The 14,420-nt window shown below is 46.0% G+C and carries 11 protein-coding genes; 7 read left to right on the forward strand and 4 right to left on the reverse strand.

Annotated elements, in window-relative coordinates; translation table 11 throughout:
• Nucleotide 1 precedes the first annotated feature (1 nt).
• Nucleotides 2-925: a D-2-hydroxyacid dehydrogenase gene (locus LIX84_RS22705; RefSeq protein ID WP_226422218.1), complete on the reverse strand. Its 924-nt coding sequence runs from the start codon at nt 923-925 to the stop codon at nt 2-4.
• A 66-nt stretch (nt 926-991) separates the two neighbouring features.
• On the opposite strand from LIX84_RS22705, the gene LIX84_RS22710 reads away from it, so the two are divergent.
• Nucleotides 992-1,579, forward strand: a complete 588-nt coding sequence (locus LIX84_RS22710; protein ID WP_005382520.1) for a YjaG family protein — start codon at nt 992-994, stop codon at nt 1,577-1,579.
• A gap of 80 nt (nt 1,580-1,659) precedes the next feature.
• On the opposite strand, the gene LIX84_RS22715 is transcribed toward LIX84_RS22710, so the two are convergent.
• Nucleotides 1,660-2,793 (reverse strand): hemolysin family protein, encoded by a 1,134-nt coding sequence (locus LIX84_RS22715; protein ID WP_048625620.1) that lies wholly within the window; start codon nt 2,791-2,793, stop codon nt 1,660-1,662.
• Between the two features lie 253 nt (nt 2,794-3,046).
• Here LIX84_RS22715 and hupA point away from each other — a divergent pair, with 253 nt between their 5' ends.
• Both hupA and LIX84_RS22725 read left to right on the forward strand, forming a co-directional pair.
• The gene (gene hupA / locus LIX84_RS22720; RefSeq protein WP_005382524.1) at nt 3,047-3,319 is read left to right on the forward strand and encodes a nucleoid-associated protein HU-alpha; all 273 of its coding nucleotides are present in this window, start codon (nt 3,047-3,049) and stop codon (nt 3,317-3,319) included.
• 39 nt (nt 3,320-3,358) lie between these two features.
• A complete protein-coding gene (locus LIX84_RS22725; RefSeq protein ID WP_176320651.1) occupies nt 3,359-4,057 on the forward strand; it encodes a DUF1481 domain-containing protein in 699 nt (232 codons plus the stop codon).
• An 83-nt stretch (nt 4,058-4,140) separates the two neighbouring features.
• Here the strand turns inward: LIX84_RS22725 and purD are convergent, their stop codons facing one another.
• A complete protein-coding gene (gene purD, locus LIX84_RS22730; RefSeq protein WP_046874616.1) occupies nt 4,141-5,430 on the reverse strand; it encodes a phosphoribosylamine--glycine ligase in 1,290 nt (429 codons plus the stop codon).
• A 155-nt stretch (nt 5,431-5,585) separates the two neighbouring features.
• Nucleotides 5,586-7,178 carry a bifunctional phosphoribosylaminoimidazolecarboxamide formyltransferase/IMP cyclohydrolase gene (gene purH / locus LIX84_RS22735; protein WP_226422219.1) on the reverse strand — a complete coding sequence of 531 codons (1,593 nt, stop codon included), beginning with the start codon at nt 7,176-7,178 and terminating at the stop codon, nt 5,586-5,588.
• Nucleotides 7,179-7,443: 265 nt separating this feature from the next.
• On the opposite strand from purH, the gene zntR reads away from it, so the two are divergent.
• The 4 genes from zntR (at nt 7,444) to LIX84_RS22755 (ending at nt 13,850) form a co-directional block, all read left to right on the forward strand.
• The gene (gene zntR, locus LIX84_RS22740) at nt 7,444-7,842 is read left to right on the forward strand and encodes a Zn(2+)-responsive transcriptional regulator (protein ID WP_005397290.1); all 399 of its coding nucleotides are present in this window, start codon (nt 7,444-7,446) and stop codon (nt 7,840-7,842) included.
• A 163-nt stretch (nt 7,843-8,005) separates the two neighbouring features.
• Nucleotides 8,006-9,574, forward strand: a complete 1,569-nt coding sequence (gene cadC, locus LIX84_RS22745; RefSeq protein WP_226422220.1) for a lysine decarboxylation/transport transcriptional activator CadC — start codon at nt 8,006-8,008, stop codon at nt 9,572-9,574.
• A gap of 680 nt (nt 9,575-10,254) precedes the next feature.
• Nucleotides 10,255-11,598, forward strand: coding sequence for a cadaverine/lysine antiporter (gene cadB / locus LIX84_RS22750; protein WP_226422221.1), 1,344 nt, complete (start codon nt 10,255-10,257; stop codon nt 11,596-11,598).
• 116 nt (nt 11,599-11,714) lie between these two features.
• Nucleotides 11,715-13,850, forward strand: a complete 2,136-nt coding sequence (locus LIX84_RS22755; RefSeq protein ID WP_005481757.1) for a lysine decarboxylase CadA — start codon at nt 11,715-11,717, stop codon at nt 13,848-13,850.
• The last annotated feature ends 570 nt before the right edge of the window (nt 13,851-14,420 follow it).

Consider the following 14,420-nt stretch of genomic DNA (forward strand, 5'->3'; position numbering starts at 1 on the left):
CTCAGTAACCCTTTTCGAAATCCACTTGATAATTTAATGAAAACCCATCGCGCCAGCGTAGATAGTTGTCAGCAAAAATCTCGATGACTTGCTCGGGAAAACTCAGCGCAGCAATGTGTGGAGTGATGGTGACTTGCGGAAGTTTCCAAAACGGATGTTCTACCGATAACGGTTCTTGCTCAAACACATCTAAGAAGGCGTGTTCTACCCAACGGTTTTTCAGAGCGAAGAGCAATCCAGCCTCATCCAGTACGTCACCACGACCTACGTTAAACAATAATGCCTGACTTAGTTGGCTGAGTGTTTGACGATTGAGTAACTGTTGCGTCTCCGGTGTACTTGGTAGGGTATTCACAACAATGTCGGCTTGTTCTAATGCCTTACTTAGTTCACTGATATGAAAGGTCTGATGAAACTCACCACCTGAGGTCGGAATACCTGTGCGGTTCATACCGATGGTTTTTATTCCCATTGCTTTAGCGGCATTGCCCAAATAACACCCAATACTACCAGTACCGAGAATCACCATGGTTTTACTTTGTAATGATGTATAGAGGTGAGGCTGCCATCGTTTGTTTTGTTGTTGCTGGTGGTATCGGTTGAAGTGGCGGTAATGGGCAATACTGTAACCCAGCACATATTCGGCAATTAATGGGCCGAAAATACCGCGTACGTTGGTCAGTGTGTAATCTTGGCGCAGATCCGGTGACATTAAAGCGTTCACCCCCGCAAATGTGGATTGCACCCACTCAAGCTGTGAAAACTCGTCTAACCTTTGTGATAGTAATGGTGGATCCGCCAGTACGATCTGAGCTTCTTCAGGTTGGTCGGTGAGGCAAAGATCGGGCAGATTTTTCTCTGCCAGTAACGTTTTGTAGGTGTCGCGATGCTCTGAGAGCAGGAAAATCTGATTTGAATGCGGCATTAACTTTTTTCCCTGTGATGAATCAAGTACACTTTCGCTGTTTTTTTCTTCAATGATTGAGTGACTATGCTTAAGAATCCTCTTCAGGTTCGTTTAGAAAAACTAGAACCTTGGCAACAAATTACCTTTATGGCGTGTCTGTGTGAACGCATGTATCCAAACTATGCGATGTTTTGTGAGAATACAGAATTTGCTGACCCGCGTGCGTACCGAGCGATTCTTGATAGTGTATGGGAAATTTTGACAGTTAAGAACGCGAAAATTAACTTCGAACGTCAATTAGAGAAGTTAGAAGAGTTGTTCCCAAGTGCGGATGAGTTCGATTTTTACGGGGTTTATCCAGCGATGGACGCGTGTCAGGGTTTGTCTACGTTACTGCATGGCCTATTGGACCGCGACTACCTTTTCGATTCAATGCTTAAAGTGAGCCAACAGTCGGTACAAACCGTTGCTGATCTAGAGCAAGCGCAAGGTGCAGAGCCAATCACCAACGACAATCAGAAAGAAAATGAAGCCGTATGTGAAGAGTGGGACGTGCAGTGGGCTATTTTCCGTCCACTGCGTGAAGCGGTAGAGCGTGACATCAGCTTGATCAAAGATTTACGTGAAGAGTTACGTGAAGAAGGCGTGAGCAACATAGGTATCGCACTTTAATCGTTGAATAGATAGAAAAAAGGCATCCTAAATGGATGCCTTTTTGTTAGCGGAGTTTGAGCTGTTATGCCCAATGCTGATTACGATTCTTTAGAGTCTGGTTTTGTCACTTCTTGAGTTTCTGGCTCCTTGTGATGCTTCTCCAGTTCTTCCTCTTCTTCATCATCATCGCGGCTTTCGATTACGCCGTGCATCTCTTTCCAACTTTCCCAGCGTTGGTAAGCCAGCTCTTGCATGTCGGTACTTTTATCCGCTTCATCGATGATTTCTTCACCCACGAGGTGTTCAAAGATATCCTCCAACGTCACCAAGCCTTGCACAGTACCGTATTCGTCAACGACAAGGGCTAGCTGTAGGCGATGAGTCATCATCTGGTCAAACACTTTCGGTAAAGTCGTGTTGTTTAGCACCACTTGAATCGGGCGCATGATTGCTCCCAGTTGTTTCTGTCCACAACCTGATTGTTGCAGTTTGAACAACTCAAGGCGGTGCACAAAACCAATGATGTTGTCTTTCTGCTCGCTATAAACCAATGGGCGGGAGAAAGGTGTATCCTTGTGTTTTTCTAGGAACTCATTGATGGTCATCGTGGCATCGATACGGAATACCACAGGACGTGGCGTCATAACCTGCGTTACAGGTACATCTTGGATGCCCAGCAGGTTGCTTAAGATTTTTGATTCACCCTCGGCAAATTCACCGCTTTCACGTGCCAGAATCGCCATTGCCGACAGTTCATCACGCATCTTGGGTGCTTCGTGGTTACGAGCAAGACGCTTGGTGATTTGCTCTGAAAACCATACGAATGGCGTTAGCGCCCATACCATCCAGCGTAATGCGACTGCCGCGGTTGGCGCCAATTGACGCCAGTAAGTTGCGCCAATTGTTTTCGGTACGATTTCTGAAAGCACCAAGATCGCCAGTGTGAGCACTGCCGAAAAGATACCTAACGCTTCGCTACCAAATACCACCGCAGCTTGTGCACCAGCAGTGGCCGCGCCGATGGTATGAGCGATGGTATTTAGAGTTAGAATGGATGCCAATGGTCGGTCGATATCTGATTTTAGCTTAGCCAGTTGCCCAGCTGCGGGATGCCCCTGTTGATTGAGCTGCGCAATGTAGCTCGGACTGATACTCAGCAGTACCGCCTCCAGCACCGAACAGATAAACGAAATGCCGATTGCAATAGAGATATAAATGGATAACAGCAGCATAGTTGCCCTTGAATGTAGTTTGATAGTGGTTATTTGCAGCTATTATAACCGCAAAAGTGCCTTATAAATTGGTCCAAATACCTTGGAAAGCAAGGGTTTTCAGGGGGTATGTGGTAACAAATTGTGAGTTATTACTCATATTATGGCTAAAAGTACGTCAGAAAATCGAAAGATCGCTTACAAACCTTTGCCAGATGGGGCATTTATGTTTTAGAGTGAGACGAATTCGATAACCTATGAGAAGGGAAACCTAATGAACAAGACCCAATTAATCGACTTTATCGCAGAGAAAGCAGACCTATCAAAAGCACAAGCAAAAGCTGCTCTTGAAGCGACTCTTGATGGTGTAACTGGTGCACTTAAAGAGGGTGACCAAGTTCAACTAATTGGTTTTGGTACATTCAAAGTAAACCACCGCGCTGCACGTACTGGTCGTAACCCTAAGACTGGTGACGAGATTCAAATCGCAGCAGCTAATGTACCTGCATTCGTAGCAGGTAAAGCGCTGAAAGAATCAGTAAACTAAGTTAGAATGCACCGAGGTATCCTGCCTCGGTGCAACTTCATGAAAAAACATCTACTCGCTTCACTTCTCTTATCTAGCTTTACCCTTTTTGGCTGTTCGTCGGTTGAAACTCCTAATTTAGAACAATTCACTCACTTCTCTGGCGGCAAAGTTGCTGGAGACGCAAGTAGCTTGTACTGGATGACCGAGAAACTCACTCGCGTGAGTACGGCTGCTGATTACGTAACGATGGGGGATAATGGCTGGTTTCAAAGTGACTACCGTTGGGATGACGGTGAGCTTCGAGAGTTGATTCGAAAAGGTGAGCAAGTTGATACCAAGCAAGAGTTGGTGCCTTTTCAAATCCACATCCGTTTTAATAAAGATGGCGAAGCGGTTTACCAACAATATCGCGTTAATCGTAAAGTCTTACCACTTCAGCATGAACAATTAGAACGTTACAAGACAGAAGCGAATGATGTAGTGGCGTCGGTTAAGGCGCAGTCTCGTAACAGTCAGAGCCTCATTCAAGGTTATTGGAATGGCCAATCGTTTGAAACCTGCAAAGGTAAAGCGTTCTCGACACTCGAGTTTAATCAGACGTTGCCAAAATTTATTATCGAGCGTCTCTCATCTGTAGACAGTTACGTGGCTTTTGTCGGCAAGCAGTCACGAAATAAAGCAACGGTTGATGAACTGTTGATGCTCAATGATGATGACTTTGATTGTGTACCACGACCAGCATTGCTCGCTGAGTAAGCTTGGTGAGACTTACTAACTGACAGAGTAATAAAAAAGGCGCTGAATGCGCCTTTTGTTTTTTTAGCCAACTTAAGTTGTTTTTATTTTTCTTGCTCACGTGCAATCGCACGGTAGCCGATGTCACTGCGATGGAACATGCCGTCCCAACTGATCTGTTTTGCAAGCTCGTAAGCGCGTTGCTGCGCTTCTGATACGCTGTTGCCCAACGCAGTTGCACACAATACGCGACCACCATTTGTTACGATGTTGCCATCTTTATTGTCTGTACCCGCGTGGAAGACTTTCTCGCCTTCAATTTCAACTTGTGGCAGACCAGAGATCACATCGCCTTTGTTGTACGCTGCTGGGTAACCACCGGCTGCGAGTACGATACCAATCGACGCACGTGGATCCCATTTTGATTCAACTTGATCCAGTTTTTGGTCAATCGCAGCCAAGCAAAGATCAACCAGATCCGATTCCATACGCATCATGATTGGTTGTGTCTCTGGATCACCGAAGCGGCAGTTGTACTCGATCACTTTAGGCGTACCATCTTTGTCGATCATCAGACCCGCGTATAGGAAACCTGTGTATGGGTTACCTTCAGACGCCATGCCACGTACCGTTGGGTAAATGACTTCTTCCATGATGCGGTTGTGAATTTCTGGTGTTACCACAGGAGCTGGCGAGTACGCGCCCATGCCACCAGTGTTAGGACCTGTATCTTTGTCACCGACACGTTTGTGATCTTGGCTGGTGGCCATTGGCAGAACGTTCTCGCCATCGACCATCACGATGAAGCTTGCTTCTTCACCATCTAGGAACTCTTCGATAACTACACGACTACCAGCATCACCAAATGCGTTGCCCGCTAGCATGTCTTTGATTGCGTCTTCCGCTTCTTCTAGCGTCATTGCCACAATCACGCCTTTACCAGCCGCAAGGCCGTCGGCTTTCACCACAATCGGCGCACCTTGTTCACGCACGTAAGCAAGCGCTGGTTCAATTTCTGTAAAGTTTGCGTATGCACCGGTTGGGATTTGGTGACGAGCAAGGAAGTCTTTAGTAAACGCTTTAGAGCCTTCAAGCTGCGCTGCGGCTTGTGTAGGGCCAAAGATTGGTAAGCCCGCTTCGCGGAACGCATCAACCACACCAATAACCAATGGTGCTTCTGGGCCAACGATAGTCAGTTCAATCGCCTTCTCTTTGGCGAAAGCAACAAGGCCAGCGATGTCTTCTACATCGATGTTTACGTTCTCTAGTTTTGGCTCTAGTGCTGTACCTGCGTTGCCTGGAGCAATGAAAATAGTCTCAACATTTGGGTTTTGCGCTGCTTTCCAGCCTAGCGCATGTTCACGACCGCCTGAACCAATGATTAAAACTCGCATATGAAAATCCTTAATCTTATAAATACTGTTTACTCAAAGTAGTTGGTGATGTAGCTAGGCAACAATTGAGCCCATCCCCGGGAGCATAGCCCGCTATGTGACCGGGGTGGGCGAAAGCAGCTAACGACGCCACAGTGCCAAATACGAAGAGGAAATTAGTGGCGGAAGTGACGCATACCGGTAAAGATCATCGCCATGCCGTGTTCGTCTGCCGCTGCGATAACTTCGTCATCACGCATAGAACCACCTGGTTGGATCACACACTTGATGCCCGCTTCTGCAGCCGCGTCGATGCCGTCACGGAATGGGAAGAATGCATCTGATGCCATTACACAACCTTCAACCTGTAGACCTTCGTCTGCAGCTTTGATGCCTGCGATTTTCGCGGAGTAAACGCGGCTCATTTGGCCTGCGCCTACACCGATAGTCATGTCGCCTTTCGAGTAAACGATCGCGTTAGATTTCACGTATTTCGCTACTTTCCAGCAAAACAGTGCATCTTTCAGCTCTTCTTCTGTTGGCTGGCGCTTAGAAACCACTTTTAGATCGTCTAGGCTCACCATGCCTTGGTCACGGTCTTGAACCAGTAGACCGCCATTCACGCGTTTCACGTCAAAGCCAGTTGTCTTAGTTGTCCATTCGCCACACTCAAGTAGACGCACGTTCTTCTTCGCTGCAACCACTTCAATCGCTTCAGCAGAAACAGAAGGTGCGATGATCACTTCAACGAATTGACGCTCAACAATAGCGGCTGCTGTTTCAGCATCTAGCTCTTGGTTGAATGCAATGATGCCGCCGAATGCAGATGTTGGGTCAGTTTGGTAAGCGCGGTTGTACGCTTCTAGAATGTCCTTACCTAGAGCTACACCACATGGGTTCGCGTGTTTTACGATCACACATGCTGGCTCGTTGAACTCTTTCACACACTCAAGTGCGGCGTCCGTGTCTGCGATGTTGTTGTAAGAAAGAGCTTTACCTTGGATTTGGCGAGCAGTAGAAACAGACGCTTCTTGTGGATTGGCTTCCACGTAGAAAGCTGCGGCTTGGTGGCTGTTCTCACCGTAGCGCATGTCTTGCTTCTTCTCGACTTGCTGATTGAAAGTACGTGGGAATTTAGACTCTTCATCACCTTCTTTGTTCTCACCGTAAGATGGAACCATGGTGCCGAAGTAGTTTGCGATCATGCCATCGTAAGCCGCAGTGTGTTCAAATGCTGCGATAGCAAGGTCGAAACGAGTCTCTAGTGTTAGAGATTTCTCGTTCTCGTCCATTTCAGCGATAACGCGGTCGTAATCATGAGCGTTCACAACGATAGTCACGTCTTTGTGGTTTTTCGCTGCAGAGCGAACCATCGTTGGGCCGCCGATATCGATGTTTTCAACCGCGTCAGCTAGTGTACAGCCTTCTTTTGCAACGGTTTCTGCGAATGGGTATAGGTTAACAACGACCATGTCGATTGGATTGATGCCATGTTTTGCCATCACGTCGTCATCTTGACCACGACGACCAAGCACACCACCGTGAACTTTCGGGTGAAGCGTTTTAACGCGGCCGTCCATCATTTCTGGGAAACCTGTGTAGTCAGAGACTTCTGTTACTGCGATGCCTTGTTCGGCAAGTAGGCGTGCTGTACCACCAGTAGATAGGATATCGACACCGCGCTCAGCAAGAGCTTGTGCAAACTCAACAATACCTGTTTTGTCTGATACGCTGATAAGCGCACGGCGAATAGGACGAGCGTTATTCATGCTTCCATTTTCCTCAAATTCACGGAGTTAAAGATGTTTGCCAAAAATGAACTTGTTTTTACCTCTTGGGGTAAAATATTGGCCAGTTTTGGTAAAGACCTTTGCCGGATGTTTTCTGGTTAGAAAACAGTCTCCACATTTGATGGCGCGTATTCTAACCAATTTATTACAAAAAAGCTCGCGCAATCGTTTGGCATCTCAAAAATAATTGTGAAAAAGAGGTTCTTTAGCTTTAAAAGTAACGAGATAGTTAATAGGGAAAGTTATGTTTCAGATAGGTGAACTGGCAAAACGCTGTGGTGTGACGGCAGATACGCTGCGTTTTTATGAGAAAAACGCGCTGATAAAGCCCGCAGGTCGAAGTGAATCAGGTTATCGTCTCTACAATGAAGAGAATCAAAAGCAGGTACACTTCATCCTTAAAGGTAAAGAGCTGGGCCTGAGCTTGGATGAGATTAAAGAGCTACTAGAAATCAAACTAGAAGCGACAGAACACAGCTGTGCAGAGGTTAAAGCTATTACTTCTGCTAAGTTAGAGCTGATTGATGGAAAAATTAACGAGCTAACGAAAATTCGTCGAGCTTTGAAGAAGATCAATGATGCTTGCTGCGGTCATACGGACGATGATGCTACTCATTGTTCTATCCTTGCAGCACTTGAGTAGTCTCATTTCTGCATCACTTAACTTAAGTTTGCATTTTTGGCGGCTTGCTTTTCTAGGTGCACGCCGTTTTCCCACCTATAATCTCGCCTTTAGTTACCTGTAGGAATTGACCATTGTTTGATTCCTGCCGTAGCGCTGTCTGTAGATACGAGAGTTTTCATACATGGTTGGAGTCTATTTTCAAATCAATGACTGGGTTTTAAGCGTTGATGAAAATAAGCTGTATCGACAAGATAGGGAAGTTACTGTTGAGCCACGCTTAATTAATCTTCTGCATTTTCTAGCGGAGCATGCGAATGAGGTGTTCAATCGTGAGGAATTGATCCAATACGTTTGGGCAGGGGCGATTGTGACCGATCAAGTGGTGACTCAGTCCATTTTTGAGTTGCGTAAATTACTGCGGGACGGTCGGGAAGAAAATACCAGCTACGTCATTACAGTGCCGAAACGTGGTTACAAGCTGGTGGCGAATGTGACCCCAATGACACTCGAGGAATTCCTCGCAAGTCGTCATTGTGATTCAGAAACTCTTCCTCCTATTGTTGAAGAGCCAGAAGAAGAGACTCTACCTATCGCACCTGCCGTCACCTTTCCTGCAGGCCCTCTGACTCGCGCGGTCTGTGAGATGTCTAAAGAGAAAAAGGCCCCTCAGAAAAAAAATAAAATCAGTCCGTGGCGCCTGGGGATCATGAACTTCATCTGGATCAGTGTCTTGGTTGTGGTGATGGGCGTGTTTACCTACAAGCAATCGGAAGTGCGTATTACTCAAGCCATCGATACTCACCTTATCGAATTCAAGTTTCAAGATAACTTCACGAGCGAAGGGTTAAGCTACGACTTGGCAGACGGGTTTGCCCAAAAGTTGATGTCCGACATTGCTCAAGTGAGCGATTACCGAGTCATGCTAAAGAAGGCGTCGTTTACCTCGGGTATTGTGCCGGGCAAGTCGGTTGTGGTGCGGGTTCGTGAAAATGAGGGTGGCAGCTTTTTAGAGGTGGAATATCGCAATAACTCATCTGAAAAGGTGTTGTTTAGTCGTCAATACGCGTTAACCAGTAGCCATTTAAAGACAGTGCTTCAACAAGCGTCGTTAGACTTGATGCAAGTCCTGAAAGTACCGGGTGCCAAGCTGAAATCCACGATGCTGGTGGCGGGAATGCCGATCAACCCGGATGCTTTGGAGCTGTTTGTTCAAGCTAACCATTATCTCAATGTCTCGGATGCCAAGCAATTTCGCCAAGGCGTCAACTTGATGGAAAACATTTTAGAAATTGAGCCAGATAATGCTTACGTTCAGGCAGAGTTATTGATTGCTTATCACGTGCAGAAGGTGCTCGACTTTTCACAGGAGTTGAAGAAAGGGCGAGTGCAGCAGTTGAGTGACGCACTAGAAACTAACGTAAAAATGATGGTTGTGCCAATTCAACCGCGAATTTATGAAGCTTTAGCCCTGCACGAAACCATTATTGGTGACATGGCTTCAGCCAAGCAGCATCTTGGGCAGGCTTTGAGGTTACGTGATTCGGTGCTGTCTTATGTGATTCGTGGTAAGCACGCTGAATTGGATGGTGATCTGGATTTGGCCAGTGAGTCTTACAGCGAAGCTTTCTATATTGATACGTCGGTTGAGACGTACCTGCTGTGCGAAAACTTGGTCTTCCCAAGTAACATGAAGGCGATTGATTACGCCATGTATCGCGCTGTTCACCCTTCTGTCGTTCGAATGCTTTAATTCTCTCGCACTCAACGTCAGTCAAATACTAGCCCCTCATTTCGGTGAGGGGCTTTTTTGTAGCAGTCGAAAAGTGAAAAGGGTGGGCGGTGGGGTAATGACTTACGAAGGAGCCAGTAACGCAGGTTTGCAACGGGAAGACATATCCGGTTTTCTTCTCTATCTCTATCTCTATCTCTATCTCTATCTCTATCTCTATCTCTATTGATTGTATGGAGTGTCTGGCTGAGTTATTTGGCGAGAATGATTCTGATGCTTTCTTGCAGGCGAGATGAATATTGATGTGGGTCAAAAAGCGCGATCAGGGAGAGATTTATGGAATCAACAGTTCAGGGAATCAACCCTTCGGGGCGGGGGAAGTTGATAGAGGTTGATAACTTTTGCCGCGATTACCAACGAGTTGATGAGAGTTTATCTATCGGTAGAAGGCTTGATGTTTTTCTTATAACTGCATGAATAATATGGTTTTATGTTTTTGTGTTTATCATGTTTATCTCAACTTGATGTTGATTAACTAATCATTTTATTGATAACGCCAAGTTTATTTTTTTCCCGATTTTTGGGCGTAGTCTTCACTTCGAAATTTAGCGAGGTCGAGCAGGTATCTACTTCATAGCATCTCGCTAATAACCGTTCAGTTTGAGTCACGTTGACTTGAGTAGAATAGATTTGGAGATGTTATGTCATCGAATACGAAAAAAATCGGCCTAATTGCCTGTACGGGTGTAGTAGCCGGTAACATGATGGGTAGTGGTATTGCACTGTTACCTTCTAGCCTAGCTTCAGTAGGTTCTGTTTCAATTTTCAGCTGGCTGATCTGTTTGATCGGTGCACTGAGCCTTGCGTTTGTTTACGCTCGTCTGGCAACCAAAAACCCTCAAGAAGGTGGTCCTATCGCTTACGCTGGCGAAGTTTCACCTGTCTTTGGTTTCCAAACGGGCGTGCTTTATTACCACGCGAACTGGATTGGTAACCTGGCTATTGCCATTACAGGTGTTTCTTACCTTTCAGTATTCTTCCCTGTGCTTAATAACCCAATCCCAGCAGGTATTGCGACGATTGCATCGGTATGGATCTTCACTTTCGTTAACCTACTTGGTGGTAGCTGGGTAAGCCGTCTATGTACGCTTGGTCTTGTTCTAATCCTCATTCCTGTTGTTGGTACAGCGGCGTTTGGTTGGACGCACTTCGACACTGCGCTATACAGCCAAAACTGGAACGTATCTGCGGGTACGGATAGCCATGCGATTGTGACAGCGGTTCTTATCTGTCTATGGTCATTCGTTGGTGTGGAATCAGCCGCAGTATCAACAGGCATGGTAGAAAATCCTAAACGTACTGTACCGCTAGCAACCATGCTGGGTACTGGTATCGCAGGTGTGATTTACATCCTATCAACTCAAATGATCAGCGGCATGTTCCCTGCTTCTGAAGTTGCGGCATCAGGTGCGCCATTTGCATTGGCAACCACTGAGCTATTCGGTAGCTGGACAGCACCATTCGTATCAGCATTCACAGCACTAGCATGTTTCACTTCGCTAGGTTCTTGGATGATGCTGGTGGGCGAGGCTGGTAAACGTGCAGCAAGCGATGGCAACTTCCCTAAAATCTACGGCGAAACTGACAAAAACGGTGTGCCTAAGAAAGGTCTAATCCTTGCGTCAATCAAGATGACAGCATTGATGGTTGTACTGATGTTCTTCAGCTCTAAAACAGCACACGCATCAGACCTGTTCAACCAGCTAACGACTGATGCAGTTCTACTAACTATGCTGCCTTACTTCTACTCAAGCATTAACTTGATTCGCTTCGAAGGTATGACAACACGCAACGGCTTCGTAATGCTGTTCTCTGGTGTGGCTTGTCTGTTCTGCTTCATCGCACTAGCGGGTGCAGAAGGCGGTACGCTCACAGCAACCTTCATCGTGTCTCTCGTTATCTTGATGTTCTACAGCAAAAAAGCAGGTCTTGCTCAGTACGTGAAAATGCACGCTGACGATATGCCTGCCCAAGCAAGCAACTAATCCCCAAACGCTGGTACTTCGGTGCCAGCCCATAAAACCCAAATTCACGCGGCGCTCACCTTACTCATTGCCTGTAAATGGCAAAGAGCGCCCTCATTCGCCTTGGAGATGTCCAAATGAATATATTCGCTATCTTGAACCACATGGGTGTGTTCTTTAAAGAAGAGCCAGTTCGTCAACTTCACGCTGCTCTTGAGAAAGCGGGCTACGAAGTGGTTTACCCAGTAGATGATAAAGACTTGATCAAAATGATTGAGATGAACCCACGCATTTGCGGTGTGCTGTTCGACTGGGATAAATACTCACTAGAGCTATGTGAACGTATTAGCCAAATCAACGAAAAACTGCCTGTTCACGCATTTGCTAACGAACAGTCTACTCTCGATATTTCACTAACAGACCTACGTCTGAACGTGAGCTTCTTCGAGTACGCTTTAGGTATGGCTGACGACATCGCTATCAAAATCAACCAAGCGACCGAGGCATACAAAGATGCCATCATGCCTCCATTCACTAAAGCGCTATTCAAATACGTAGAAGAAGGTAAATACACCTTCTGTACTCCAGGTCACATGGGCGGTACTGCATTCCAGAAAAGCCCTGCTGGTAGCATCTTCTACGATTTTTACGGTCCAAACACATTTAAAGCGGACGTATCAATCTCAATGCCTGAGCTAGGTTCTCTACTAGACCACTCAGGTCCACATAAAGATGCAGAAGAATACATCGCACGCACATTCAATGCAGACAGCTCTTACATCGTAACTAACGGTACGTCTACATCGAATAAAATCGTTGGTATGTACTCAGCGCCTGCGGGCAGCACAGTACTGATTGACCGTAACTGTCACAAATCTCTGACTCACCTAATGATGATGAGCGACGTGACACCAATCTACTTCCGCCCAACTCGTAACGCATACGGCATCCTTGGTGGTATTCCACAAAGCGAATTCAGCCGCGATGTCATTGCAGAGAAAGTGGCGAAAACACCAGGTGCAACAGCGCCAAGTTACGCAGTAGTGACTAACTCAACTTACGATGGTCTGTTGTACAACACACAATTCATCAAAGAGTCGCTAGACTGTAAACACATCCACTTCGACAGTGCTTGGGTGCCTTACACTAACTTCAACCCAATTTATGAAGGTAAATGTGGTATGAGTGGTGAAGCGATGCCAGGCAAAGTGTTCTACGAAACACAATCAACACACAAACTGTTGGCAGCGTTCTCACAAGCTTCAATGATTCACGTGAAAGGTGACTTTGACAAAGAATCTTTCAACGAAGCATTCATGATGCACACTTCAACTTCACCTCAGTACGGCATTGTTGCTTCTACTGAAACTGCAGCGGCAATGATGCGCGGCAACACAGGTAAGAAGTTGATGCAAGACTCTATCGATCGCGCAATTCGCTTCCGTAAAGAGATCAAACGCCTAGAAGCAGAAAGTGACAGCTGGTTCTTCGATGTATGGCAACCAGAAAACATCGATACCACAGAATGTTGGAAACTGGATCCTAGCGATACATGGCACGGCTTCAAGAACATGGATGACAACCACATGTATCTTGACCCAATCAAAGTAACGCTATTGACTCCTGGGATGAATAAAGAAGGCGAACTAGAAGAATCAGGTATTCCTGCTTCGCTGGTGGCTAAATTCCTAGACGAGCGCGGCATCGTGGTAGAGAAAACAGGCCCATACAACTTGTTGTTCCTATTCTCAATCGGTATCGACAAATCAAAAGCAATGCAATTGCTACGCGGTCTGACTGAATTTAAACGTGGCTACGACTTGAACCTAACCATCAAGAGCTTCCTTCCTTCGCTATATAACGAAGACCCAAGCTTCTATGAAGGCATGCGCGTTCAAGAACTAGCACAAGCAATTCACGACCTAACTAAGAAATACAACCTACCAGAGCTAATGTACAAAGCGTTCGATGTTCTTCCTGAAATGAAAGTAACACCACACGCAGCATGGCAAGAAGAGCTTCGCGGTAACGTAGAAGAAATCAAACTGGAAGAAATGGTTGGTCGCGTAAGTGCGAACATGATCCTTCCTTATCCTCCAGGTGTGCCACTAGTACTTCCTGGTGAAATGGTGACTCAAGAGTCTCGCCCTGTGCTGGACTTCCTAGAGATGCTTTGTGAGATCGGTGCGCATTACCCAGGTTTCGAAACCGACATCCACGGTCTATACCAACAAAAAGATGGTAGCTACACCGTAAAAGTATTGAAGAACTAAGTTCCTCTCGAAGATGACGCCATTGGGAATGCAAGCATGCTCCACTCTTACGAGCTCAATGTGTCATCGAACAACCACGACATTTGATATACCCCTAGCTAATCTGTCGTAAAAGAGAAGGGCAAGGATGCTCTGATCTTTTCTTCTATATAGAAGAAGCAATTTCCAAGACTTCACCTGAAGTACCCCAAGTAAAAAGCAAAGACCAAAGAGCAGTTCGTTATCGTTCTGCTCTTTTTTTATCTTTTATACAGCAGGCAGAAAAGAAAAAGCGCGTTGAGCGAATATCATTTGCTTCAATTACATCAAATTTGAAGATCGTAATTCAGGTAGAAACGCCCTTTTTCTTGAGGAAAGATCCTTTTAAATGAGAGAAAATAGCCAAGATCGCTTGGTATACACACAAAGTGATTGCTATTTGTTCGGTTGAAAGTTTTTTTTGCAAAAAACGCTTGTACTAATTTCTCAACTCCCTATACTGCGCATCCACCGACACGGAGTGAGACGAAAGTCACACAGCGAGTCGGAAGTGAGAGAAAAAGAAATTTGAAAAAATGCTTGACTCTCTCA

The sequence above is a fragment of the Vibrio sp. E14 genome (genome assembly GCF_020515785.1).
GTDB lineage: Bacteria > Pseudomonadota > Gammaproteobacteria > Enterobacterales > Vibrionaceae > Vibrio > Vibrio diabolicus.

Bases quoted from the DNA above. Each gene is read 5' to 3' on its own strand.
- LIX84_RS22705 (WP_226422218.1), bottom strand. From the start codon at position 925: ATGCCGCATTCAAATCAGATTTTCCTGCTCTCAGAGCATCGCGACACC.
- LIX84_RS22710 (WP_005382520.1), top strand. From the start codon at position 992: ATGCTTAAGAATCCTCTTCAGGTTCGTTTAGAAAAACTAGAACCTTGG.
- LIX84_RS22715 (WP_048625620.1), bottom strand. From the start codon at position 2,793: ATGCTGCTGTTATCCATTTATATCTCTATTGCAATCGGCATTTCGTTT.
- hupA (WP_005382524.1), top strand. From the start codon at position 3,047: ATGAACAAGACCCAATTAATCGACTTTATCGCAGAGAAAGCAGACCTA.
- LIX84_RS22725 (WP_176320651.1), top strand. From the start codon at position 3,359: ATGAAAAAACATCTACTCGCTTCACTTCTCTTATCTAGCTTTACCCTT.
- purD (WP_046874616.1), bottom strand. From the start codon at position 5,430: ATGCGAGTTTTAATCATTGGTTCAGGCGGTCGTGAACATGCGCTAGGC.
- purH (WP_226422219.1), bottom strand. From the start codon at position 7,178: ATGAATAACGCTCGTCCTATTCGCCGTGCGCTTATCAGCGTATCAGAC.
- zntR (WP_005397290.1), top strand. From the start codon at position 7,444: ATGTTTCAGATAGGTGAACTGGCAAAACGCTGTGGTGTGACGGCAGAT.
- cadC (WP_226422220.1), top strand. From the start codon at position 8,006: ATGGTTGGAGTCTATTTTCAAATCAATGACTGGGTTTTAAGCGTTGAT.
- cadB (WP_226422221.1), top strand. From the start codon at position 10,255: ATGTCATCGAATACGAAAAAAATCGGCCTAATTGCCTGTACGGGTGTA.
- LIX84_RS22755 (WP_005481757.1), top strand. From the start codon at position 11,715: ATGAATATATTCGCTATCTTGAACCACATGGGTGTGTTCTTTAAAGAA.